A 23,934-nucleotide genomic window follows, 5' to 3' on the forward strand; every position below is an offset into this window, starting at 1 on the left:
ATTTCACTCCTATATGGGATGCTGGGCAATATAATACCTATGAATCTAACAGATAACTCCGGGTTTAACAATTGAAAGCAATGTTATATAAGTTGGACAAAAGTTTTACACAGTCCACTCCGATGACAGGATAACCTTCCGATCGCTGTTATCCCCAGATTTTTTGATTCCCTTCTCTATAGGGAAAATCCGATGATAAGCATATGCTTCCGAAGCAGCTTTCTTTCAGAAAGCTCTCAGGTGAGCGCTTCGCTTCTCCAGGTTTTTTCTGTCCTCTCCGTTCAAGTGTAAAAGAAAGAGCCTATTTATATAAACAATAATAAAGAAAAGGAAGATATAGCTATGAAACTGGAGCGTTTGTTAGCCATCGTCGTACTACTCATCAACCGCAGGCGATTACTGGCGAAAGACCTGGCCGATATGTTTGAGGTATCGATCCGTACGATCTATCGGGACATCGACACATTGGGGCAAGCCGGAATTCCGGTCGTGACCTATCAGGGAGCAAGCGGCGGCATCGGGCTAGCGGAAGGGTATCGTCTGGATCGCAATCTGTTAACGGACAAGGATCTCGTTTCCATCGTCACCGCGCTGCGCAGTATATCCACCTCGCATACAAATACTGCGCGTGAGTTATTGGTAGAGAAGCTCAGCAGTATTGTGCCGGAAGCCAAAAACGAAGATTTTCAAGCTAGCACCCATCGATTCATCGTGGATTATTCAACGTGGACACACCCCGAAGCTCTGCAAAACAAATTAAAAGTTATTGATCAGGGGATCGATCAGCTTCAATGCATTTATTTCGCCTATTGCAGCGCCGAAGGTATACAGACCTATCGTACGGTTGAACCACACACGCTTGTGCTGAAGAGGCACGCGTGGTATCTGTATGCCTTTTGCCATGAACGAAATGAATTCCGTATGTTCAAGCTGGTTCGGATGAAAGAAGTCTCTCTTGCTGCAGAGCACTTTGAACGAAAATCCATCAACCTTCAGGATCGGCCGTGGCAACAGGAATGGAGCCAGCCAGACAACCAGCTTGGGATTACCCTGAGATTCCATGCTCGTGCCCGTCATCTCGCGGAAGAATGGTTTGGCATTGAAAATGTATTGCCTGACGGGAACGGGTATTATATCAGCCAGATCGCTTTCCCGGAAGATAACTGGCTATATGGCTTTATTCTCGGCTTCGGCGCGGACGTGGAGGTGCTGGAACCTCTGCATATTCGGGATAATGTGTGCCGTATGGCAGAGCAGATTGTGCAAAATTATAAAACCTCAGCTCAAACCTGACAGACAGCTGTCCAGTTCCTCCCCGTATACTTCAACTATGTTCAGGTTAAAGTTGCACATATAACCGAGGAGGAATGAATAATGAACGTTACCTTATGTCAAAGCTGTGGTATGCCGCTCACAAGTGCAGATCAATTTGGTACAGAAATGGATGGCAGCACAACCCGTGAGTACTGCATTTATTGTTACAAGGATGGCAAGTTTGAGCAGCCAGGCATCTCGCTTGAAGGTATGACCGAGATGTGCACCACCATTCTCAAGGAAGAAGGCATGGATGAGGAATCGGCTCGCTCGATGCTGCGCAACCAATTGCCCTTTCTGAAACGCTGGCGTAATGCAGATAATCTGCAAAGTGCTAAGGACGGGACTACTGTGTTAGATAACACTTTGGCAGGAAAAATAAGAGCAGACGAGCAATCATCTCTGTCAGATGCGTCTAATCCAGCGAAAAATGATCCGTTTTCCAGCGAGCCTGCTCGCTATGTCACCCTTCCGGGCAAACGCCTAGCCGGACTGTCCGCACGTACAACCAACGCGATTGAGATGGGCGGCCAAGGCAGCATCGGTGCGTTATGGGGTCGTTATTTTGCCTCCGAACATATTCCGGCTACTGAAGCTGCACGCTACGGCTGTTACACGGATTACGCGGATGGCATTGCCGGTGAATATACCATTTTGATCGGGCATGAAGTCGGCGAGGGAGAACGACTACCTGAAGGTTTCGACGAGGTTCAGTTACCGCCTGCTACCTATGCAGTGTTTACTTCGAGAACCGGACCGATGGTTGAAGTAGTCAGCGAAGTGTGGGGAGCGGTGTGGGCGTGGAGCCATCAGAGTGACAGAACATTTACTGGAGATTTTGAGTATTACGATGAGCGGAGTTTAGACCCGGAACATACACAGGTCGATGTATATATTGCGGTAAAAGAACGCAGGTAATAGAAGCAATAGTAACGGATCCCCCCTCTTCAAAAAGGAATTTAAAGAGAGAATCAAATCAGATAATCTAAAGCTGCCAAGAGGTCTTGGTAGCTTTTTTGACATTTTTCGATCCATATCCCCGACCATAGAACCAAGTTAGTTAGCATATACCATACCTAGTCACTTGGACATATGTCTTAGAGGTAAGCACCATTGACTTCCCTAAAATTAGGACCATTCACATAACAACCGATACCATGCTCCCATACCTCGCCTTTCATATCAGGTTCTTTGTTCCTGAATTTTCCTAAAACCGTTTACATCTTCTGAATACCGGGTAAAATCACTACATCCGGGTCGGAATAACGATTGAATTCCCGCTTTTTCATGTAACAAGTCATATTTACCTATATATGTACAAGGCGAATTCATTTTATTTTCACCAACAAAACGAATGTTGAAAATACATACAAACTAACGATGCATGTCCATCATGCATGTAAGGAGGAACCAAGATGATCCGCATGCCTATTCAGCAAATGATCCCGTATCACCACCAATATCCGCGCAACACGGAGACCAATGTGCCCAAAAAGGAAAATGAGAACACTCAAGGCCTATCCTTCCATGAAATTTTACAGCAAAAAATGGCGAAAAAGAACGTATCCATGAACATAAGATAACGCTTTACATCTCTGCGGCTGCTCCCTATACTACGTGTAAAAGATGACATTTCAGGCGCGACGTTTCTTACCGATGGTTCACACTTATGGTGTGATCCAGACGCGTCTTGTAGTCACTCTACATAAAGGGGATTGCTTATGAGCACCATTGCCTGTTTCCACGCGCATTACTCCAATATCAGGTTGATTGAACAAGCACTGACTTCTTATAATATCGAACTGGTTCACTATGTAGACCCCGGTCTTGATCGGCTCAAGCATGATGAGGATTTCAATAGTGCGCTTGTTCGGGAAAAAGTAAATCAGACACTGCAATGGATGAGCCGCTGTCACGCTGACGCTATTCTTGTGACATGCACCTTGTTCGCAGCCGTGCTGGAACAAATACAACCGTTACCGATTAGGGTAACGGGTATTGACGATTCACTGCTCGCGATGATGGTAAAACATCCGAAGCGGTATTTGCTCGCGTTTACCAATCCCGCCACAGTAGAGCCTACGATGACTCGATATCATGACTATATGGATCAACACTTGGTAGGAAGGGACAAGCCTGAGTTAGAATCTGTGTTGCTTCCTGGTCTATTCGATATGATTATGCGAGGTGACCAAGAAGGCTATAACGTCGCGTTAAAAGAAGCATTGCAGCAGCTTGCTCTTGAATGCAAGGATACTTGTCTTGTCGCTGCTCAGCTCTCCATGGCTCCTGCCGCTGAGCAGGCATCTGCCAATGCAGGTATGACCATTTATACGCCGCTTTCATTATTAGGCGCGAACCTGGAGCGGGATATCGGTATCACGAAAAAAGTATAAGTAACTCGGAAGCACACTCGTTGCATGGTAAAACCAACAGTGACCTAATCACCACAGCTAGACGTGTGTACACTTTTATTTCGGAGGGAACGAAACCATGAAAAATCTCACGGTTGAACCAGGTCAATCTATCGGGGATATCCGGCTGGGCATGACACAGAATGAAGTTGAACAGACGGAGACTTTCCGTTTTGATCCCAATGTGGAGTACGATGCCCAAGGCAAAGCACATTTTATTGAGTTTTATGAAAGTGATGAGTTTAAATGTATGCTGGGAGAACTCGATCTGCTAGGCACCGAAGCTGACGTTCTTGTTCCTCAGTTGGATGCCATTGCACCATATGACCGCGAAGATCCCGAGCTTGGTTGCAGTTACCAGTTCGATCAGATCGGTTTGATTCTATGGCGTCCGGTCCCCATGACCCGAGAGAATATGCAGGAGCCGTGGTTCCTGGAGATGCCACCCGAAAATCAACAGGATGAAATGAAACACCTCTGCTTCTCGACCGCGGCTGTCTATGCGAAGGGATATTACGAGTAATCTACAACTTAAACATAAAAAAGTGACCCTAGCTCAGGCACTACAGTCCTGTTGGGTCACTTTTTCAATTGTAAAAGCTTACGACCGTGCCCGATACTCCTCCGCTTTCGCCTGCATTCCGGCCGTGACCGCTTCATCGTCGTTCAGACCACGATCTGCGGCGAAGGCGTGAATATCCTGCGTGATGCGCATGCTGCAGAACTTTGGCCCGCACATGGAGCAGAAATGTGCTTCCTTCGCCCCTTCTGCGGGCAGCGTCTCGTCGTGGTAGGACAGCGCCCGTTCCGGGTCGAGGGATAGGTTAAACTGATCCCGCCAGCGGAACTCGAAACGTGCCTTCGACAGCGCATCATCCCGGCGCTGGGCGCGTGGGTGACCTTTGGCTAAATCTGCGGCATGAGCCGCTATTTTATAAGCGATAACCCCTTCACGCACATCGTCCTTGTTCGGAAGCCCCAGATGCTCCTTCGGCGTAACGTAACAGAGCATGGACGTACCAAACCAGCCAATCATCGCCGCCCCAATCGCAGACGTAATATGATCGTATCCCGGTGCTATGTCCGTGGTCAGCGGCCCGAGGGTATAGAACGGCGCTTCCTGGCAGATTTCCATCTGCAAATCCACATTTTCTTTGATCTTGTGCATCGGTACATGCCCCGGCCCTTCAATCATCACCTGCACATCATGCTTCCACGCAATCTGCGTTAATTCTCCGAGCGTTGCCAGCTCCGCCATCTGTGCCTCGTCATTGGCATCGTAGATGCTGCCTGGGCGCAGTCCATCCCCAAGAGAGAAAGCCACATCATACCTTTTCATAATCTCGCAGATTTCTTCAAAATGAGTGTACAAAAAGTTCTCCTGATGATGTGCCAGGCACCACGCCGCCATAATCGACCCGCCCCTAGATACAATGCCCGTCATCCGTTTCGCTGTCATCGGAATGTAACGCAGTAACACGCCCGCATGAATCGTAAAATAATCCACGCCCTGCTCCGCCTGTTCAATCAGCGTATCCCGGTATAACTCCCAGGTGAGCGCCTCAGCCTCTCCATTCACCTTTTCTAATGCCTGATACAGCGGCACCGTACCAATCGGCACCGGGGAGTTACGGATGATCCATTCCCGTGTCGTATGAATGTTTTTGCCTGTCGAGAGATCCATCACCGTATCCGATCCCCAGCGCACAGCCCAAGTCATCTTCTCCACTTCCTCTTCGATGGAGGAAGATACAGCGGAATTGCCAATATTAGCATTGATCTTCACGTGAAAATGACGACCAATCAACATCGGCTCACTCTCCGGGTGATTGATGTTGGAGGGAAGAATCGCCCGGCCGCTCGCCAGCTCCTGCCGCACGAATTCCGGCTCCACGCCTTCACGAATAGCGGCGTACTCCATCTCTGGCGTAATCAAGCCCTGCCGCGCATAGTGCATCTGTGTGACACAGCGTCCAGCCTGTGCACGCAGCGGCTGCCCCCGAAGGCCGGGGTATTCCTCTGCCCCGGCTCTTCGGCCTCCGGGCTTCAAGCCGTTATCCTCCGGCTTGATTGCCCGGCCCTCATACGCTTCCACGTCACCGCGCTCCATGATCCAGTGCGTGCGAAGCGTAGGTAAACCGGCCCGAATGTCCATCTGGAATTCGGGATCGGTCATCGGGCCGCTCGTATCGTAGACACGTAGCGGCTCATTATGCTCCACCCCTTGGGGAGTATTGGTATCATGAAGGGCAATTTCACGCTCCGGTACAGCGATGTCCGGTCGTGAGCCCTGAATGTAGACTTTACGGCTGCCCGGGAAGGGTTGAACCCCTCCAGCCGCTCTGGTTTCCTTTTCCACCGGATGACCATCGCTCCCCAATTCTTCGATTCCATTCTGTTGCCCCGTTTGGTTATGTGTACTCATGTCTCCTGTTTCCTCCTCTGTGATCTTCTCTTGCGCTATGTCTCACCAATGCGTCAGTTCCAACGACCACACCTGCCCGGAAACATCCAGAGCACAGAAGCATAGCAGGAATGATCCTGCCCCAGCAGCCAAACAAATCCAGGAGACAAATTTTTATGTACAGTCAGCGAGAGAAGCGAGATCACTTCACCTGGAAGTCCAGCATGTATGTAGGAATGGTTATGCAGTCACTACGATAGTGAAACACAACAAGTGAATATCTGCTAGGCGCTGTAAATAAAAAAAGCCGGTTCCGAAGGAACCGACTAATGTCCATCACCACGCACGCAACAAGGGGCATCTGCTGCCAAACAGCATCTATCCCAGGTTAACGTCTGTGGTGTTTGTGGTCATATGGCCGATTACTTCCCTACGCTGGTATGATCCAGATCAGGTGCAAAGGGTCCGGAATCTCATGCGATTCCGTCTCAGTCCGGACAATTCGGACTCCCCCAGTAACGTAAACGTATTACGGCAATTCAGCCGCTGTTCAACTTAAAAATATGACATTCAACCGGCCCCGATGGGCCGTCCATTACAGAGTAGCTTAATCTGGTCATAAATACAACCTTAATATTCCAGATTATCAATTCCTTTTGAGCAAAACTTCAAGCAGGAACCTGCCCTTACGACAACATAAGTCCCATCTGCGCAGCCGCTTCTTTCAATACAGGGGCATATTCATGTAATGTGTCTTGCGAGAGCCTGCTGACAGGCCCCGACACAGACAACGCTGCCGCAATATTGCCTCTGCGATCCATAATCGGTACGGACACAGCAGCAGCTCCCGGCTCACGTTCCTCATAACTGGTTGCATAACCGCTTACCCTGATGTCCTCCATCTGTGCCAAATATACTGCTGGATCAATAAATACGGGCCATTCCGAGCCGTTCATCAGCTCCTCCCGATCCTCTTCAGATGCAAAGGCCATCAACACTTTGCTGGAAGCTCCTACGGAAAGAGGTAGTCTGACACCTACTGGCGCAACCCGGCGAATCGCCTGATCACTCTGCACCGCCTGAATCCGAATCCGCTCGCTGCCGTCACGGAGATAGAGACTTACCGTCTCGCCCAACCGATCCCGGAGTCGTTCCATCGCAGGCAACAGCAAAATCGCAGGATCATCACTACGTGACATATGCGCAGACAGTTCCCAGATGCGAATGCCAAGCCGGTACTTCTCGGTTGCTGCGTCGCGTATCACGAACCCCCGATCCTCCAGTGTTGCCATCAATCGATGCACCGTACTTTTGTGTAAACCGATCTGACTGGCAATCTCGGTGAGCCCAAGATCACTGCGTGTGGTAAAACATAATAATATATCCAGCGCCCGTTCTACAGCCCGGACGGTTAACTTGCGGTCTTCCATGGCATGATGCCCTCCTCATGTTTCATCACATGAAACTTGGTTACATAAATTATATGAGAAACGGTCTCATCTGTAAACCAAAAAGAACCTTTTTGAAGGTAATGTGCAATCTACAAAGTGAACAAGGATATGCATTTTGCACATCGTAACCTCCTGTAATTTACACACTATGGAAAAGTTACCTCTACATCTTAAGAACTATATAACAATTGCGTAACAAATGCCTTCATTTGATTGACTTTGACTATATGGGGACATACGATAAAGACAGGACCCCTTTCATTTATAACAAAACAAAGTGTGACTTTAGAATCACGATGTCATCGTCTTGAATATGGTTTGAACGGATATAACATTCTATTTTTCACATCATTAACATCTTGGCCAAATTTATCTTTAACCGAAACTCAAAGGAGGGGCGTGCATGTATCCGACATCCCAGAGCGAAGCCCCGCTGCATACCAAAGTGTCCGATCTGCCCTCTTCATTGTCACCCAGGCTGATTCGGTTCAAGCATATTATCGTAGCGTTGCTGCTCTCCGTTGTATTTTTCTTATTGTTTTGTTTTATTGCCTTACATGGTTATATTGCATGGGTACTGTCCAACCCTACGGTCGCTCCAGTGTTCTCCAACCCGATGCAGGCCAAAAATATGAAATACGAAGACATCACATTCCCTGCGGCAGATGGCAGTCGGACGATGCAAGGCTGGTATATTCCAGCTAATACCGATACAGGGAAAACCATTATTTTCAGTCACGGCTATGGAGCCAATCGCGAGGAAACCTGGGTGCCCATGTATGACCTCGCTCATTACGCGCACCAACTCGGGTTTAATGTAGTGATGTTTGATTACGGCTTTGCCTCTCAAGTAAACCGGGCAGTAGCTACTGGCGGTAAAGCGGAGTCACAGCAACTGCTGGGAGCCATTCAGTATGCGAAGCAGCGAGGTGCGCAGGAGCTTGTTGTGTGGGGATTCTCAATGGGAGCTGGCACAGCTCTACAGACTGGACTGCTGACCAACGAAGTGGATGCCATGATTCTGGATAGCACGTTCCTGCTGGAGCCAGATACGCTGTATCACAACATTCATAATCAGATCAATCTGCCGCGTCAGCCTACGCTGGAGATCATGAAATTACTCTTCCCGGTCTTGAATGGTACCGGCCTGCAGCAAATTCCGTATCAGGAAGTGAAGAAAAAAGACTATCCATTCCCCATCTTCTTCATTCATGGCACAGAGGATGAGAAAGCGCCTTACCCGATTGCTGAGCAGCTCGCCGCCAATCAGACCAATCCCTTTTCAGAAGAATGGATTGTGCAGGGCGCACATCATGAACTGATCTTCAGGGAGCATCCAAAAGAATATTTACGCCGTGTCTCGCTCTTCCTTAGTCATGTGACGAAGACAAGCAACGAGGGTGTGCAACAAAACCAGCAGTAACTCAGCAGTAACGTAGTCATTCAGGAATACGTTCCATTCATCAAAATGATATCTAAGATTAGATGTATTTAGAGCCCTCCGGGGCTCTTTTTTTATACACATAGGACAATACGACGCAAGAATACACTGTTGAGACAGAGCAAAGATAATTGAACGAAGACTGAGGAAAAATAAACTGAAAGATTGGGGGTATAACGGATATGAACTGCGATGGATACGGCTATCTGCTGCCTCTGCGGATGCTGGAAGAAATCCGTTTCTGGAAAGAGCAAGAGAAAGAACATACACTCCTTATTCGTGCACTGGTTCCTGAACTGGAGCCTGCTTACGTTAAGCTGCTGGAGGAATGGGAAGCGGCTTTTGCGAACAGTGAGCGAGTGGCGAATCAACTGTTAAAGCAGTTGTTGCCCGCAACCCAGCCGCCTGCCCCCTATATGATGCGATGTATCGATCAACTTGTCTCCACAGCACAGCAGCAGTCCAGGGAGTTTATTCAACAGCTTTATATCAAGTTGGAGCAAAGTGCAGCGGTGCGTGCGGTTCCGTTTGCCCAAACCATCATTTTGCACCTCATCTGTGAATCGGAGTATTTCCTTGGGGTATTGGAAACGTTGAGTCAGCCTGGCATTTTGCGAGAAGCAGAACCACCATCATCGACACTACTGGAAAATGCACTGCACAGTAATAGCTCCAAAATCGCTCAGGACAGTCGCCTTGAAGCAACGGAGGCATCTGCCTCATCTGCCGGAAAAACCAATGCAGCCTCTGCTTCTTCCGCACAGGTACAATCTCTGTCACTTCAGCCTTCAACGGATGGGACGGCTCCTTCTGAAACTTTGCCTGCTTCTGCCCCGGTCAGAGAAAAGCCGGTTCCGATTGGCGGGCACACGCTGCCTCCCCTTCCCTACACGTATAATGCACTGGAACCGCATATTGACGAACTGACGATGCGCATCCATCATGACAAGCACCACCAGTCCTATGTGGACGGATTGAACGTGGCGGAGAAAAAACTAGCCGAATCCCGAAAAAAGAATAATTTCGAACTCATCAAACACTGGGAGCGTGAACTTGCCTTTAACGGGGCAGGGCATTATCTGCATACCATCTTCTGGACAATTATGAACCCAGCGGGCGGTGGCAAGCCAACTGGCATGCTTGCAGAGCAGATCAAACGTGATTTCGGCAGCTATGAAGCGTTCAAAAATCAATTTACCGAGGCGGCTAACAAGGTGGAGGGTAGCGGTTGGGCGATGCTGGTCTGGAGTCCAAGAGCGCACCGATTGGAAATTTTGCAGGCCGAAAAACATCAGAACTTGTCCCAATCGGATATCGTTCCACTCCTGCCGCTGGACGTATGGGAGCATGCCTACTATCTCAAACATCAGAACGAACGCAAAAAGTACATTGAAGACTGGTGGAATGTCGTCTACTGGCCTGCTGTCGCAGAACGGTACGAAACCGCGCGCAAGCTGTTATGGCCGCCTTATTAGAGTAGTGTAGCTTCAGTGGGTGTTGCACTCACTATGCATATCACTCACCCATATTAAATATTAGCCTCAAGCATATAATGGTTCTGACAAGTGACCTAACGAGTTATTTGACGAACCAGTTAACAAAACAGGCCAACGAATATAAAAAAAGAGATATCTCCAGTCATAGACTGAAAGATATCTCTTTGAAACATGTATAGCTTATCGCCATGAGGGCCGATAATTTGTCCAACTAACTTTACTTATTCTCACCAACACAATATGCTCGTCGTTATTCCTTCATGGATGCGGCTTGAATTGCTTGGTAAGCCCAATGGGTATCAGGCACATCCGACCATGATTTTAGCGCTGTTGCTGCAGGCTGTAGACCAATCAATTTGTTGATCATGGTCACGGCTTCAGCGCGCGATACCAGTTTATCAGGACGGAAGGTACCGTCCGTATATCCCGTAAGAACTCCTGCTGCATTCAACCGGGCGATCGCTTTCTGCGCCCAGTGTTGCTTCACATCCGTGAATGCAGTTGTCGCTTCAGATGCCACTGCCTGTTCACCATTCAGCAAATGCTGTAATACGCCCGCCATCTCTGCTCGTGTCATCCCTTGTCCCGGTTTGAAACTGCCGTCTGTATAACCTGTGAAGTAACCCGCTTTGGCAGCAGCGGAGATACTGTCATGAGCCCAGTGGCCAGATTTAACATCCGTAAATGATGCTTCGCTCTCATCCTCCACAGTGCCTGTTACGCGCGTGATGAGTGCCGCCATCTCGGCACGTGTTACGAACCACTCCGGTTGGAAGCGACCATCTACATATCCGCGAATATAAGGTTTTGCTTTTGCCGTATCATCAGCCCAGTCTTTGACCCGTACCACGGAGAACGTACTGAATTGTTCCACTTTAATCTCAATGCCTTGTTGGTTGTTATTTTTGTTTAGTGTTACCACTTTACCATGTACCAGCTCTTTCGTTCCGTTGCTGTGTTCGATATACACGCCAAGATCGGCGGGGTTTACACCTGTAAGCTGTTTGCTGTCCACTGGCAGTACAAGCGTTACGGGACGGCTTTGCAGATTCGTTTCAATTGTCATCGGACGTCCCAGAACCTGAATATCTTTCGTGCCTGCGAATTGAGTAATCGTCTCGTTAGCCAGCAATCTTTGTTCGATAGCCTGACGTGTATCCTGTTTCTTCACCGGCACGAGGCGGAAATACACATCGTCCGTTCTGTCTTTCATCGATGCGGCTGGAATAGTTACTTTTACGTTTGGATTGGAAATAACCAAATCGATGCCTTGCTCAGTGAACAATTTTGCTGATTCCCGCGCCAGTTTTACATCCCACTGGGAGACTTCATCTTTTGCATCCGGAATCAGCACAACAGCGGTACGTGATCCCGTTTTTTTGAGCTGATCGATAACCGACTGCGCTTTACTTTGACTCAGTCCAAGCTCATCTTTTACTGTACCATCTGATCCACGAGTCCGGCTGATCTCCAGAGAGTCAATGGTGGAAGCCTGCTCACCACTCGCCACGTCTACTTTAATAATCTCCTTCTGGGGAGCCGAAGAGACAGGTGATGAAGATGTGGATGGAGACGGGGTCACTTCGCCCCCACTATTGCCTTGAGATTGCGGTGTTACCAAGGTGGACACTTTAAACTCTGACATCCCCGCACTGCTCGAAGATCGAACAGCAAAGACATAAGGCAGACCACTCGTTAGATTGGAAACGGTATACTGCAATGCATTCATCGGCCCTGCTACTTTAATCCAACTATCAGGATCTTGTGGCGGAGTACTGCCCTGATACATATATACGACATACCCGTCTACCTCGGGTACACTATTCCAGTTTAACTGAACTTGTCCATTAATAACCTGCGGAGTAAGAGCCGCAGGTGCATCTGGCAAACCAGGTTTGATTACATTAGAAACGACATAATCGGACTGCGTTTGATCATGGTTAAACGTAGATTTGACTGCAAAAATATAGGGCAATCCATTCGTCAAATTACTGATGACCTTTTCACTGTTTAACATACTCGTAATATCAATCCAACTATCAGGATCTACTGGTTCCTTTGTACCCTGAAACATATAAACAGCATCAGTAACTGAAGAGTCTGAACTCCAGCTAACCTTCGCTTGAGCATCACCAGCAACAGCCTCCACATGGGTAGGAGTAACTGGTGAGCCTTGAATTGTCTGGAACACCTGATACCCCAGATCAGCCAAATTGACTAAATTGTTGCTTGGATCATCTGCTGTAAAATATATAGCATAATCTGTAGAAGGAGTTAAATGATTAAAAAACAGATCCTGCTCTTCCCCTGCCTGTAAATCAATGTACGTTCCTGCAAGCGTTGCATTGGCCTTGATCGTATCCAGTTCAGGTCTTGGACTAAGCCAGTCTACCATACGGATCTCATAATATAAACGTGCACTCTCCGTCAGTTTTACACTTGACTTAAACGTTGAGGAAGTAACTTTTACATCTATAGGGTAATTAGGAGCACCACGAACAAAGTCTATTCCAGTACTTGCATGTGCTTTTCCTGCGAAATAAACATTATTCGCCATACCAAGTGTTAACACGAAAATCAAAAAGAATTTCATTGGACGAGACATCCATGAAAACTTGTTTTGCAATGTTCTTCTCATCTTTTAACCTTCCCTTCCTTGTAGGCTTTTGGAGGAGTATATCAAAATATTCTGAACCGATTCTGAACAACATACGACATAATTCACGATTTATCGATGTTATCTGCTACTAAGAGGAAAAAAAATACAAAAAAAGCGAATCTCTCCTTAGAGATTCGCTTCATCATTCACTTCATATTACACTTCATACATAACATAGCTATGTTATGAAGCGCAGCCCTCGCACGCCACATAGTTGTCGCCAACCTGTTTGCTAATAGCGATCAGATCGCCCAGTTTGATATCGGACTCCTCTGTGAACTCCAGATCGGCAATACGTGCTACAATCAGGGTCGCAGCCTCTTCTTTACTGGTTGCCATTTGGCTAAATTCCGATTTTTCACCTGTCGAAACGACTTCATACAGGTATGTATATCGCAATGTTTCCACTCTAATCCTCTCCTTCCGAAATCACATCATATCATCTCTGATACCTAATTCCAAGCCTATAGAAAAAGAACTTAATCGTAACGTAATTTCATCTGCTCTGCCGTCAGCAACACTTCATCCATGCCCACAGAAAGCACCCGTTCTGTCTGTGAATGCGGATACCTCCTGCGTAGTGTACGCACCAATGATGCAGTATAGGCCGCAGCGGATGGCACACCTGCCAACTCCTGCAAACTTGCCATAGTTCCAGGTTTCACCTCGGGATATCCCTCAGCGGCTCCACCCGATGCTTCTTCATAGAATCGGCGCACATCTGCAGCAAGCCTGTCTCCCTGGCCTTCTACAATGATAAACGCCGTAATAATGTAAGCTTTAGCCTGCCGCCGCTGAGCAATACCGCAAAATTTCAATCCGCCCACACTGACATCATAATCCCCGGGGCAGAATGCGCCCTGTACTTCTCCAGTCTCTGCCAGAGTTGACCAAGGAATTAAGGACTCGGCAATAATAGAAGCCATCTCGCGAAAATCATCATGAATATTAATTGCATGCCCCGGATTAGGCAGGATCAGCGAGACATTCACCACTCCCGGATTCAACGGAACAGCGGCTCCACCCGAAGGCCTTACACATACGGCTGTACCCTCACCTCTAATGCGTTCCATCGCTTCAACTGCGAGTGGCAGCCTTCGGTCACGCAGCCCGGCAACGAAGGCATCTGGATGCCGCCAAATATGAGCAACAGGCAGATGACCGGCTCCCACGCGTCTGCACATCACTTCTTCCCATGCAAATGCATCAAGCACACGGCTACCATGGCGCATAAGCGGTGTCTCCCAAATCTGCAAGCGCAGCGATGAGTCCTTGTCAGCGGATATCCTCTTTTTTTCAGTCAAATTACTCTTTCCTGGCTCAGGCAACGGATTGGATTGGGAAGGTGTACTCATCGTTCATAACCTCCGACTATCGATTCATATGTAGTTAGTTTTAGATCTTGCAACGATACAAAACGCTCTATATAAATAAGCCGATTCCCTAAGGAACTCGGCTTATTTATCCTTTACTCTTTCACCAAAGACAGAAACTCTGCACGCTGTGCAGGGTTATCACGGAAAGAACCGCGTACAGCTGAAGTTACCGTCTTGCTGCCCGGTTTCTTCACGCCGCGGGAGCACATGCACAAATGCTCACCTTCAACGACCACCATCACACCATACGGTCCGACAGCTTCCGTCAGGATATCAGCAATCTGTGATGTAATGCGCTCTTGCACTTGAAGACGGCGCGTTACGGCTTCAACGAGACGTGCCATTTTACTTAGTCCCACAATTTTCCCGCTTGGTACATATCCAATATGTACTTTACCAAAGAACGGTGCCATATGGTGCTCACACTGGCTGTAGTACACAATATCTTTCACGATCACCAGCTCTTCGTGATTCTCGTCAAAGGTGACACCCAGCACATCACGGGGATCCACTTCATATCCGCCAAAAATCTCTTCGTACATCCGGGTTACACGCGCAGGCGTGTCCAACAGCCCCTCACGTGTGCTATCTTCTCCAATCAATTTGAGAATCTGTTCGACATGATACTCGATCTTCTCCCGATTGTCGGAAACTTTGGAATTCAAATAGTCTTTAACGCCAGCCACTGCCAAGCGCCTCCTTTCGAACCACAACCTGTAAGCGGTTTAATCACTCACAGTTATTATTTTCGACGCCCCGTGTTTTTACGCGCAGGATGTTGAGTCGGCTGAGGCATTTTTGCGCCTGGTTGCTGGTTCTTCATCATCTGCTGGGCACGCTGCATTTGCTTGCCATTCAAGTTGTAACCCATTTGCTTTGCCATTTTCTGTAGCATGTCAGGGTTGCTTTGCATTTTCTCAAGCTGTTTACGCAAGTAGAACACCCCGATGAAAAATCCACCGACCAGACCCACAATCAATGTAATAATCGGTATTACAATCTCCATCTCTTAGACACCTCTGTATGCAATCTAAAAAACCTGATGATCTGTGCTATTACACATCATGATTTATGCAAATTGATACCCATGATCTATACATAACACTGACCGGATTTCCTGAGAGTTATCATAGCATTTCCGCACGTCCTGAGCAAACGCATTTTCCAGTTCTATGGCTTAATTCATTACACCTTCAATGAAGACTGTGTTCTGTGTAGCCAAATCGATCTCAACAACATCCAGAGAATAACGCGTGCTGCCGCGAGCCACCCGAATGACTGGTCTTCCTGGTAAGCCGCGATGCTGGCGTACAATTACTCCGGTTTCTTTGGTGGACAGTCGAACAGCAGTCCCGTTGGGATATACGGATACACTTTTATTAAACTCAATCAGGATATCGCGATCCAGCTTGGTTCCGGACATCGCCATCATCTCCTCACAGGCTTCATGCGGAAGCATGCTGCTACCCGACAAACCATTGATAAGATTATCATAGATGTTAGCTGCACTAACTATTTTGGCAAATAGATGAATATCCTTCCCCTTAATACCTCTAGGTGTACCACTGCCATCCTCATGTTCATGATGCTGTAGTGCAGTGTGCGCAACCAGCAGACTGAACTCCCGCTTGTTCTTGATTACTTCAAAGCCGCGCCATGTGTGATGCAGCTTTGAAGTAGGAACCGTGCCAGGAGGCTCGCCTACTTTTCCAATATCATGTAACAGGGCGCCCACAGCAAGATCCTTGAGCTGATTGTAGTTGAGTCCCATATTCAGCCCAATCACCGAAGACAACAAACAAACATTCATAGCATGAACATATTGTGCATTGTCCTGAGTTCGGATATCAGTTAACTGTACCAGCATTTCACGCCCGTTCAGCACATCATTCAACAATTTGTCTATACTGAGCGCGACTTTCTTCGGACTCCAGTCTTTGCCGGATCGTACCGCTTCGAGTGTAACACTCATCTCATTGATAATGGCTCGTTTCGTGGCTTCATCCAGAATATCTTCTGTATCCACATCTTTATACGCTTCATCCTGGATGTACAGCGTGGTTACCCCGATACGCTTCAGCGTATTGACCATAAATACGGTGAGCTGTACTCCGGCAGACAGCAATACTGTACCATTACTGGAGTATACCGTCTTGCCCAGAATCTCCCCCGCCTCCACGCTTTCCACGTTTACATACTTCATGAACGTCCCCCGCTCTTACGATTGCTGCTCCAATGCGAGCAATTGCTCCTTGGTTTGCAGACCGCCTACGTAACCTACCAGAGTGCCATCTTTACCGCTCATACGATGACAGGGAATAATAATCGGGATCGGGTTCTTGCTAATAGCATCCAAAACTGCGCGTACAGCCTTGGGCCTGCCGATCTTTTCCGCAACCTGTTGGTGGGTTAAGGCTTCTCCATAAGATATATCGGACAGAACCTGCCAAACTTGTAGCTGGAATGCAGTTCCATACTGCTCAAGTTTCAAGTCGAACGTCTTTCTTCCCCCTGCAAAATACTGCTGTAGCTGTTCCGCAGCTTCGCTGAGCTTCTCTTCGTTTTTCTCATATCGGTACTCACCGACCCAGGTGCGTGCCCATTGCTGCAGATGAGCCTCTCGTACATGAAAAGCACCAAAATCAATATGACACAGTCCCTCATCCGTAGCACATAAAGTAAGCGTACCAATCGGTGTCAGTACCTCATCATAGTACACAGGCTTTCCGTGAAGCCCCGTTACTGCGGAAGGTTTCCATGCGGCAGCTTCCGGCTTGGTAGAAGAAACAGAAGGCGTTCCCTCATCTTCCCCGATACCCTCATTTTCACTCTTACCAACGTTCACAGTCCACTTTGGATCTTGTCCAAATTCTGTATCACTTGCCTGAGCTAAAAAATCTTTTTGTGTATATTGCACGGCTGGTGATACCACCTGTTCTTGTTCCTTCGCTTGCACTTGCTGCTTCATATTTCGTTGCTCAGCCTGCGGCTGATCGGGTAAGGTCTCGGAGGATAACAATCTCTCCTTGGCCTTCTGCAGCATACTTAGCACGTTCCCATCTTGTTCGATCGCGGCAGCTTCCCCAATAGCTCTCATGGCGTCTTCTCCTCCAATTCTGCTCAGCGCCCAGGCAGCGGTTCCCCGCAGTTCCGGACGCGGATCACGCTTCAGTATCTGCGTTAGTTTCGGTACAGCGCTTTTGTCTTTGAAATTGCCCAGTGCAATGACCGCATTACGCTGAATTGGCTTTTTGCCCCGCCACGCGGCGGAACTTTGACCGAAACGTTCTTTGAATTCACGGTTGCCAATATCCAGCAGCGGCAGCAGCAAAGGCTTTACAACCTCCGGATCGGGATGAAACTCGGGATGATGATCCCAATTTTTGCCCCGATTCTTCGGACATACAATCTGACACGTATCACAACCGTACAGTCGGTTGCCTATTTTCAGCATATACTCTTCATCCAGGAACCCTTTGGTTTGGGTTAAAAAAGAAATACAGCGCTGCGCATTCAATTGGCCGGGGCCAACCAGCGCACCTGTAGGACAAGCATCGATACATTTGGTACATTCACCACAGTCCTCGGTCACGGGAGTGTCCGGCGGGAAAGGAATGTTTGTCACCAGCTCGCCAAGGAAAATCCATGAACCAAATTTTGGCGAGATAATGGCGCAGTTTTTGGCGCTAAAACCAATCCCTGCACGCTGCGAGACAGCACGATCCACGAGCGCACCTGTGTCCACCATGCTTTCAATCATCGCTCCCGGTACACGTTCACGGATGAAGTTCATCAGCTTGTCCATCGCCGCGCGAAGCACCTGGTGGTAGTCCTGCCCCCAAGCCGAACGGGCGAAAATGCCTCGGTACGCACCAGGCTCCGATTTTGGCGGATTCACCATTTTGGATGGGTAGGCCACGGCGATGGCGATCAGGGAAGCAGGTGTGCCATCTTGGAGCGCGGGGTGCACTCTTTTTTCAATATCCGGCTCTTCAAATCCTGACGCATACCCTTTATCCCGAGATTGCTCCAGCAGCGATTTAAGCGATACAAAGGGATCCGCTGAAGCAAATCCGATATCATCTATGCCCAGTTCGGGGCCTGCTGCCTTGATCTCTTGCTTTAACGTCTCCCATACGGAGGCGCCCTGTGCTGCCCCAGTCCGTACGCTCGTCATTATCTCTTCCCTCTCTTCTGCTCGGCACGTAATTGTAAACAATGAACGCCCGTCTCACTTAAGAGATCAGGCGCCTAGCTGTATCAATATAAATTTTGCATGGAATAGAATTCACAGCCTACGTGCCTGTATAGTTAAACGCAAATTGCGCTCTGAAGTTGTTGTAAACCATCATTTTACAGCTTTTTCATCTCAGAGAATGGCCAAAAAATAAACTCGGCCTTACCGATAATTTCGCTGGAAGTAATACTTCCGAACATTCGGCTGTCCTTGCTTTTGCCCTCATGACGATTATCTCCCATGACGAAAAAATGATCAGGCTCTAGCGTTATCGGCCCAAAATCAGGGTCTTGCACTTCAATGTCCGTATAATTCTCTGTCTGCTGCACACCGTTCACATATAGTTGATGGTCTCTGACCTCAATCGTATCTCCGGGGAGTCCAACAATTCGTTTCACCAGATAATCCTTCTTGGTTGCATCTTCACTCGGATCACGTAGCACAATCACATCGGATCGGGTTGGCTCTCCAAAATGATACACCATCTTGTTCACAAACAGACGATCGTGCTCCACCAGCGTTGGCTGCATAGACTGCCCTTTGACCATCGACAGATTAAATACAAACAGGTTCACCAGCATCATGATTACAAAAGCAACCACAATAGTCTTTACCCAGTCCCACAACTCGGCTGTCCAAGACTTCCCTGCTTGCTTAGGACCTCGCTTCGGATCTTGCTCCTCAAAAGTCGAATGCTCCATAGTAGGCATATTAGAATTCAAAGGGACACCTCATTTATCAGTTTGTAGATTCAACGTGTAACTATCGGTCATACTTCTTTCAGTCTACTCTATTTGGAAGAACGAAACAATTGGAGATGCCCACCAGCATACGTACAAATACCTTCATTACGAATACACCTTTGTGTTGAAAAAGAAAAAAAGGATTCATATCAACCACTGACTCCTCATACAAATAGAAAGGCATATCGTTCACACCATGATGCGTGAACAGATATGCCTGATATGAAATGAAAATCTCTTTATTTCTTTGTCTAAACTACATCGAATTCATCTGCACCGATTAAACCTTGGACAAAATACTAAGTTTCTGAAAAGCACTCATAATCTTACTGGCCCCATACCCCATTGCTTCATACAAAGGCATGGCTGCTTTGTTGTGCTCATCACCGGCCACCCAAATCTGGCTGACTTTGCGCTGCTGGAACCGCTGTTCCATAGCCTCGACAAGTGTTTTGCCGACACCGCGGCGACGATAGTCTGGATGGACCGCAATACGATAGATGCATCCCTGGTTTTGATCAATCGTACCAATCAAAGCGCCGACGAGGTCTCCCTCTTCTTCTGCAACCATGATCAGGTCAGAATCCCATGACAATTGACGGGCAAACGGGCCCATCGTGTTCTCATAACACTCTTCCGATAGTGCAACCTGGAGAAGCTCTGTCATCTGGCTTGCATCACTCAACTGAAAGGAACGAACGTGCATGTTTTAAATCTCCCTTTTCGTTAGCTTAAGATGAGGTTTTACAAAAAAGGGGTCCCCTTTTACCAAAAACCCGATGTTCATATAATGACAAAAAACGAGAAAATACCTCTTCTTCGTCAATTAAACCACACTTTTCTCCATAAAACACGCATTTTCTTCTGAAAGCGCTTTATTGTAAACGTTTACATTGATTATGATTTAATTTTAACGATTATTTCCGTGAAAATCTCATAATTTTATTCATAATGGGTAAAATATGTTTGTTATCTCTGACCTGGCATTTGATTAACGGTTCGGGGGACTTAATAAACAAAAATGTTGATTAATTGTCCCGAATGCGGTTTAATAATAATGGCAAGGGTATTATTACATATGTACCTTAACAACAAATCACAAAATCTCAGGAGGTATTTCACTATGGCTTTTCAATTACCAGCACTTCCTTACGCTAACGATGCACTGGAACCACATATCGATGCACAAACGATGGAAATCCACCACGATCGCCATCACAACACTTACGTAACTAACTTGAACGCAGCTCTGGAAAGCGCTCCTGAACTGCAAGACAAAAGCTTGGAAGATCTGATCGCTAACCTGGACAGCGTACCAGAAAGCATCCGTACAGCGGTTCGTAACAACGGCGGCGGACACGCTAACCACAGCTTGTTCTGGGAAATCATCGGACCAAACGGCGGCGGCGCACCTACAGGTGACATCGCAGCAGCAATCGATAGCGAACTGGGCGGCTTTGACAAGTTCAAAGAAGATTTCGCTAAAGCAGCTACAACTCGTTTCGGTTCCGGCTGGGCATGGCTCGTTGTAGGTAAAGATGGCAAATTGTCCATCACTAGCACGCCTAACCAAGACAGCCCACTCTTCGAAGGCCTGACTCCAGTTCTAGGTCTGGACGTATGGGAGCACGCTTATTACTTGAAATATCAAAACAAACGTCCTGATTACATCGGTGCATTCTGGAATGTAATCAACTGGGATGAAGTTAACAAACGTTACGCTGCAGCGAAATAAGACTGCGGTTAGAATAAAAGAGCCTGAGTCGATCCTTGTGATCGATTCAGGCTCTTTTTTATGGGCGTGAGTAGGCGTTATGGTACGTGTAAGGCCTGTAGGCCGTACCGCGGGATGGGCGGGATTAATCCAAATGCTCACTTAGGCTTGCCAATGGGCACCTAGACTTACCCCATGCTTGTGGGACATGCCCGGCGTTTCCTTGGCTTACCCCAATACGCTAAAAAGTTGTCCACCTATAACATACGGCTAACGGCTCCCACCTGTGCTAACGATCACCAGAAGCGCTATTTCCGCTTTTTTCAGCCTATCTAAATTCTAACGATCTCCAGAGACGCTATTTGTCTATTTTCCATGAATTATTGCTCCAAATGGACGTTTCGAGGAAAATAGCGTCTCTCACGACCGTTAGAATTTTGCAGACCCCATTTTTCACAAAATAAGGTTCCTGGTGATCGTTAAAAGTAGCTCGCGCTCGTTGAATGTATATCTTTGCTTTCCCCGCCGCTTGCAGCCTCCAACGTGTGATGCACCACTTCATAATAAAGCGATTAATGTTCTAAATTACTGGAATTGTTGGCTTACATACGATTATTATGATCTTGGTTATTTTGGGACTATTCGTATACGTTGCACGCGTGTCTGACATCATGCCCTATATGGGTAGACTATTACTTGCCCATTCACCATATCGTAACGTACACTTCATCAAGTTACTCAGCGACCTCATCATAAGCTCCAGCAAAATAGTTGCGGAGCAACTTGAGAAAGACATTAGGGAACGCGAGTTTCTCCATATCTTCCAGGCCGATCCATTGATAAGTGAGGCCGTCGCTTTTACCTGTCAGGGCTTCCTGCGCCGCATTAGCGGTGATGGGTGCTGACAGCGGCTCGTTATGTTCACTGAGCGAGCCCAAGGGCTTTGTGAGATTGGTCATGCCCGGCTCTGACCAATCTGCATTTACAGATGTGCGTTCTCTGGATGCAGCATCTGCCTCTGTATTGACGTGATCAGCGTATGCAGATGACTCTGCAGCAGGGGCTGATCCCGTCTGTGACGCCGCCTGTGCATCGTAGGCGGCTCTCGCTTCCGCGGCGATCAGCGGAAGCTCACTGCCCAGGTCCTGCTCGGTGCACTTGTACACCTGCAGGCTCCATACAATGTGGCTGAACACATGCTCCGCATGGGTAGCCAGCCCTTCCGGGCGGGCAGCGAAGCCTTCCGCCCACAGACTGCCGGCCAGCAAAGCCATGGCCGGCTCATCCGCCAGCGGCGCTGCCGCCTTGCCCGCTGCGGCAGGAGCCGCCAGCACATGCGGCAGCTCCCACATCCGGGCCAGCAGGCCTGTATCCGGGCGCTGGCGTACAAGCACACGGCCGCGATGAGCGCCGCGGCCTTCCACCAGAGCAACCAGCCGCTGCTCAGGGCGCGGCGGCTTCGCTTTGGTCTTGACCGGCAGTGTAAGCTCCCTTCCGGCAATTCTGCCGGAACATTGCTCCATCACCGGGCAAGTCAAGCAGTGCGGCGCTTTGGGTGTACACACCAGCGCACCAAGCTCCATCAGCGCCTGATTGAAATCACGCGCTCGCCCTTCCGGAATGAGCTCACCCGCGAGCTCTTCCATCAAAACCCGGGTGCTGCCCTTCATAATGTCCTCATCAATGAGGAAATATCGGGACAGTACCCGCATAACATTGCCGTCTACCGCTGGCTGCGGCTGGTTGAAGGCAATGCTAAGGATGGCTCCGGCTGTATACGGGCCGACCCCTTTTAACGCAAAGACGCTCTGCTTGTCCTGCGGCATCTCTCCACCATGCAGCTCCATAACCTGTCTTGCTGCCGCCTGAAGATTACGCGCTCTTGAATAATATCCGAGCCCTTCCCAGTTTTTCAGCACCTCTTCCTCCGGTGCTTCTGCCAGAGCCTGCACGGTCGGAAAATTCCCGATAAAACGATTAAAATACGGAATGACCGTATCTACCCGCGTCTGTTGCAACATAATTTCGGATACCCATGTAAAATACGGATTGTTGTGGCGACGCCACGGCAAATCCCGACGGTTGATCATATACCAGTCCAGCAGATTCACGCTGAAATGTCGTTTCTGTTCTTGTAAACCCATACGTCCTTCCTTTCTTGTATCCATCTTATATATCTAACCCATTCGCTTCATGTACTTGCTCCACAATTGCAAATGCCGCTGCCAACTCCGTCTGATGGGTAATGCTCAGATGGATCTCATATTGTATATCATACGGCAGCTGCAGACGCTCCCATGCCTGACTGGACAGCGAAGCAACCGGACGGCCCGACGGATCGGGCAGTACTTCAATATCTGTAAAACCCATGACAGCTCCGATCCCGCAGCCAAATGCTTTGGACACGGCCTCCTTGGCAGCAAAACGTCCCGATACAAATTCCGTCATCCGTTTCCCGCGACCAACAGCAATCTCACGTTCAGCTGGAGTTAATATACGCTTCATAAACGCCTCTGCATGACGTCCAGACAGTAACCTGCGCATACGCTCAATCTCTAATACATCATTGCCAATGCCATATATCATAACGATTCACCTGCTTAATCTTTTAGGCTGTAAAAGATATTCCATTCTTCAACGTTCCCCAACTTTCCGAACACGTATTCTATTGTAGCAGGAGGCGTT

The 23,934-nt window shown here is 48.2% G+C and carries 21 protein-coding genes and 1 riboswitch; of the genes, 8 read left to right on the forward strand and 13 right to left on the reverse strand.

The genetic code is table 11. The features are described 5' to 3' along the window. The first annotated feature begins 342 nt into the window (after positions 1-342). The 5 genes from ACR8BL_RS13365 to ACR8BL_RS13385 all read left to right on the forward strand — a co-directional run bounded on the left by ACR8BL_RS13365 (position 343) and on the right by ACR8BL_RS13385 (position 4,251). On the forward strand, positions 343-1,293 hold the full coding sequence (locus ACR8BL_RS13365; RefSeq protein WP_434748127.1) for a helix-turn-helix transcriptional regulator: 951 nt from the start codon (positions 343-345) through the stop codon (positions 1,291-1,293). 81 nt (positions 1,294-1,374) lie between these two features. After that, on the forward strand, positions 1,375-2,232 hold the full coding sequence (locus tag ACR8BL_RS13370) for a zinc ribbon domain-containing protein (RefSeq protein ID WP_434748128.1): 858 nt from the start codon (positions 1,375-1,377) through the stop codon (positions 2,230-2,232). Positions 2,233-2,729: 497 nt separating this feature from the next. After that, on the forward strand, positions 2,730-2,897 hold the full coding sequence (locus ACR8BL_RS13375) for a hypothetical protein (protein WP_434748129.1): 168 nt from the start codon (positions 2,730-2,732) through the stop codon (positions 2,895-2,897). A gap of 138 nt (positions 2,898-3,035) precedes the next feature. Next, a complete protein-coding gene (locus ACR8BL_RS13380) occupies positions 3,036-3,710 on the forward strand; it encodes a hypothetical protein (RefSeq protein WP_434748130.1) in 675 nt (224 codons plus the stop codon). 97 nt (positions 3,711-3,807) lie between these two features. Further along, positions 3,808-4,251 (forward strand): hypothetical protein, encoded by a 444-nt coding sequence (locus tag ACR8BL_RS13385; RefSeq protein WP_434748131.1) that lies wholly within the window; start codon positions 3,808-3,810, stop codon positions 4,249-4,251. Positions 4,252-4,329: 78 nt separating this feature from the next. Here the strand turns inward: ACR8BL_RS13385 and thiC are convergent, their stop codons facing one another. After that, entirely contained in the window at positions 4,330-6,153 is a 1,824-nt protein-coding gene (thiC, locus tag ACR8BL_RS13390; RefSeq protein ID WP_434748132.1) for a phosphomethylpyrimidine synthase ThiC, read from the reverse strand. Between the two features lie 389 nt (positions 6,154-6,542). Next, positions 6,543-6,656, reverse strand: a riboswitch (TPP riboswitch). Positions 6,657-6,818: 162 nt separating this feature from the next. Continuing rightward, complete coding sequence (locus tag ACR8BL_RS13395; protein WP_434748133.1) at positions 6,819-7,562, reverse strand: IclR family transcriptional regulator; 744 nt, start codon at positions 7,560-7,562, stop codon at positions 6,819-6,821. Positions 7,563-7,986: 424 nt separating this feature from the next. Between ACR8BL_RS13395 and ACR8BL_RS13400 the strand changes: the two genes are divergently transcribed. Both ACR8BL_RS13400 and ACR8BL_RS13405 read left to right on the forward strand, forming a co-directional pair. Continuing rightward, complete coding sequence (locus ACR8BL_RS13400; RefSeq protein ID WP_434748134.1) at positions 7,987-9,006, forward strand: alpha/beta hydrolase; 1,020 nt, start codon at positions 7,987-7,989, stop codon at positions 9,004-9,006. 200 nt (positions 9,007-9,206) lie between these two features. Then, the gene (locus tag ACR8BL_RS13405) at positions 9,207-10,499 is read left to right on the forward strand and encodes a Fe-Mn family superoxide dismutase (RefSeq protein ID WP_434748135.1); all 1,293 of its coding nucleotides are present in this window, start codon (positions 9,207-9,209) and stop codon (positions 10,497-10,499) included. A gap of 271 nt (positions 10,500-10,770) precedes the next feature. Here ACR8BL_RS13405 and ACR8BL_RS13410 read toward each other — a convergent pair whose 3' ends face one another. The 9 genes from ACR8BL_RS13410 to ACR8BL_RS13450 all read right to left on the reverse strand — a co-directional run bounded on the left by ACR8BL_RS13410 (position 10,771) and on the right by ACR8BL_RS13450 (position 20,241). After that, positions 10,771-13,158: an S-layer homology domain-containing protein gene (locus tag ACR8BL_RS13410; protein ID WP_434748136.1), complete on the reverse strand. Its 2,388-nt coding sequence runs from the start codon at positions 13,156-13,158 to the stop codon at positions 10,771-10,773. A gap of 204 nt (positions 13,159-13,362) precedes the next feature. Then, the gene (locus ACR8BL_RS13415; RefSeq protein WP_434748137.1) at positions 13,363-13,587 is read right to left on the reverse strand and encodes a hypothetical protein; all 225 of its coding nucleotides are present in this window, start codon (positions 13,585-13,587) and stop codon (positions 13,363-13,365) included. 71 nt (positions 13,588-13,658) lie between these two features. Beyond that, positions 13,659-14,534: a lipoate--protein ligase family protein gene (locus ACR8BL_RS13420; protein WP_434748138.1), complete on the reverse strand. Its 876-nt coding sequence runs from the start codon at positions 14,532-14,534 to the stop codon at positions 13,659-13,661. A 113-nt stretch (positions 14,535-14,647) separates the two neighbouring features. Next, positions 14,648-15,241: a GTP cyclohydrolase I FolE gene (gene folE, locus ACR8BL_RS13425; RefSeq protein ID WP_434748139.1), complete on the reverse strand. Its 594-nt coding sequence runs from the start codon at positions 15,239-15,241 to the stop codon at positions 14,648-14,650. 56 nt (positions 15,242-15,297) lie between these two features. After that, positions 15,298-15,561, reverse strand: a complete 264-nt coding sequence (locus ACR8BL_RS13430) for a YneF family protein (protein WP_434748140.1) — start codon at positions 15,559-15,561, stop codon at positions 15,298-15,300. Between the two features lie 171 nt (positions 15,562-15,732). Beyond that, positions 15,733-16,758: an HD domain-containing phosphohydrolase gene (locus ACR8BL_RS13435; RefSeq protein WP_434748141.1), complete on the reverse strand. Its 1,026-nt coding sequence runs from the start codon at positions 16,756-16,758 to the stop codon at positions 15,733-15,735. Positions 16,759-16,773: 15 nt separating this feature from the next. Beyond that, positions 16,774-18,732: a tRNA epoxyqueuosine(34) reductase QueG gene (queG, locus tag ACR8BL_RS13440; RefSeq protein ID WP_434748142.1), complete on the reverse strand. Its 1,959-nt coding sequence runs from the start codon at positions 18,730-18,732 to the stop codon at positions 16,774-16,776. Positions 18,733-18,908: 176 nt separating this feature from the next. Continuing rightward, entirely contained in the window at positions 18,909-19,493 is a 585-nt protein-coding gene (lepB, locus tag ACR8BL_RS13445) for a signal peptidase I (protein ID WP_434753115.1), read from the reverse strand. A 322-nt stretch (positions 19,494-19,815) separates the two neighbouring features. Further along, a complete protein-coding gene (locus tag ACR8BL_RS13450) occupies positions 19,816-20,241 on the reverse strand; it encodes a GNAT family N-acetyltransferase (RefSeq protein WP_434748143.1) in 426 nt (141 codons plus the stop codon). A 417-nt stretch (positions 20,242-20,658) separates the two neighbouring features. Here ACR8BL_RS13450 and ACR8BL_RS13455 point away from each other — a divergent pair, with 417 nt between their 5' ends. Beyond that, positions 20,659-21,270: a superoxide dismutase gene (locus ACR8BL_RS13455; protein WP_145336127.1), complete on the forward strand. Its 612-nt coding sequence runs from the start codon at positions 20,659-20,661 to the stop codon at positions 21,268-21,270. A gap of 713 nt (positions 21,271-21,983) precedes the next feature. On the opposite strand, the gene mutY is transcribed toward ACR8BL_RS13455, so the two are convergent. Further along, positions 21,984-23,417: an A/G-specific adenine glycosylase gene (mutY, locus tag ACR8BL_RS13460; RefSeq protein ID WP_434756353.1), complete on the reverse strand. Its 1,434-nt coding sequence runs from the start codon at positions 23,415-23,417 to the stop codon at positions 21,984-21,986. Position 23,418: 1 nt separating this feature from the next. Beyond that, on the reverse strand, positions 23,419-23,835 hold the full coding sequence (gene acpS, locus ACR8BL_RS13465) for a holo-ACP synthase (protein ID WP_434748144.1): 417 nt from the start codon (positions 23,833-23,835) through the stop codon (positions 23,419-23,421). Positions 23,836-23,934: the final 99 nt, after the last annotated feature.

It is taken from the genome of Paenibacillus amylolyticus (genome assembly GCF_051136285.1).
Taxonomy (GTDB): domain Bacteria; phylum Bacillota; class Bacilli; order Paenibacillales; family Paenibacillaceae; genus Paenibacillus; species Paenibacillus amylolyticus_F.

What these genes read in the sequence shown, in the direction of transcription:
- queG (WP_434748142.1), bottom strand. Translation starts at nt 18,732, where the DNA reads ATGACGAGCGTACGGACTGGGGCAGCACAGGGCGCCTCCGTATGGGAG.
- ACR8BL_RS13365 (WP_434748127.1), top strand. Translation starts at nt 343, where the DNA reads ATGAAACTGGAGCGTTTGTTAGCCATCGTCGTACTACTCATCAACCGC.
- ACR8BL_RS13380 (WP_434748130.1), top strand. Translation starts at nt 3,036, where the DNA reads ATGAGCACCATTGCCTGTTTCCACGCGCATTACTCCAATATCAGGTTG.
- ACR8BL_RS13455 (WP_145336127.1), top strand. Translation starts at nt 20,659, where the DNA reads ATGGCTTTTCAATTACCAGCACTTCCTTACGCTAACGATGCACTGGAA.
- thiC (WP_434748132.1), bottom strand. Translation starts at nt 6,153, where the DNA reads ATGAGTACACATAACCAAACGGGGCAACAGAATGGAATCGAAGAATTG.
- ACR8BL_RS13375 (WP_434748129.1), top strand. Translation starts at nt 2,730, where the DNA reads ATGATCCGCATGCCTATTCAGCAAATGATCCCGTATCACCACCAATAT.
- ACR8BL_RS13405 (WP_434748135.1), top strand. Translation starts at nt 9,207, where the DNA reads ATGAACTGCGATGGATACGGCTATCTGCTGCCTCTGCGGATGCTGGAA.
- ACR8BL_RS13370 (WP_434748128.1), top strand. Translation starts at nt 1,375, where the DNA reads ATGAACGTTACCTTATGTCAAAGCTGTGGTATGCCGCTCACAAGTGCA.
- ACR8BL_RS13450 (WP_434748143.1), bottom strand. Translation starts at nt 20,241, where the DNA reads ATGCACGTTCGTTCCTTTCAGTTGAGTGATGCAAGCCAGATGACAGAG.
- lepB (WP_434753115.1), bottom strand. Translation starts at nt 19,493, where the DNA reads ATGGAGCATTCGACTTTTGAGGAGCAAGATCCGAAGCGAGGTCCTAAG.
- ACR8BL_RS13420 (WP_434748138.1), bottom strand. Translation starts at nt 14,534, where the DNA reads ATGAGTACACCTTCCCAATCCAATCCGTTGCCTGAGCCAGGAAAGAGT.
- ACR8BL_RS13430 (WP_434748140.1), bottom strand. Translation starts at nt 15,561, where the DNA reads ATGGAGATTGTAATACCGATTATTACATTGATTGTGGGTCTGGTCGGT.
- ACR8BL_RS13395 (WP_434748133.1), bottom strand. Translation starts at nt 7,562, where the DNA reads ATGGAAGACCGCAAGTTAACCGTCCGGGCTGTAGAACGGGCGCTGGAT.
- ACR8BL_RS13435 (WP_434748141.1), bottom strand. Translation starts at nt 16,758, where the DNA reads ATGAAGTATGTAAACGTGGAAAGCGTGGAGGCGGGGGAGATTCTGGGC.
- acpS (WP_434748144.1), bottom strand. Translation starts at nt 23,835, where the DNA reads ATGATATATGGCATTGGCAATGATGTATTAGAGATTGAGCGTATGCGC.
- ACR8BL_RS13410 (WP_434748136.1), bottom strand. Translation starts at nt 13,158, where the DNA reads ATGAGAAGAACATTGCAAAACAAGTTTTCATGGATGTCTCGTCCAATG.
- ACR8BL_RS13400 (WP_434748134.1), top strand. Translation starts at nt 7,987, where the DNA reads ATGTATCCGACATCCCAGAGCGAAGCCCCGCTGCATACCAAAGTGTCC.
- ACR8BL_RS13385 (WP_434748131.1), top strand. Translation starts at nt 3,808, where the DNA reads ATGAAAAATCTCACGGTTGAACCAGGTCAATCTATCGGGGATATCCGG.
- mutY (WP_434756353.1), bottom strand. Translation starts at nt 23,417, where the DNA reads ATGGATACAAGAAAGGAAGGACGTATGGGTTTACAAGAACAGAAACGA.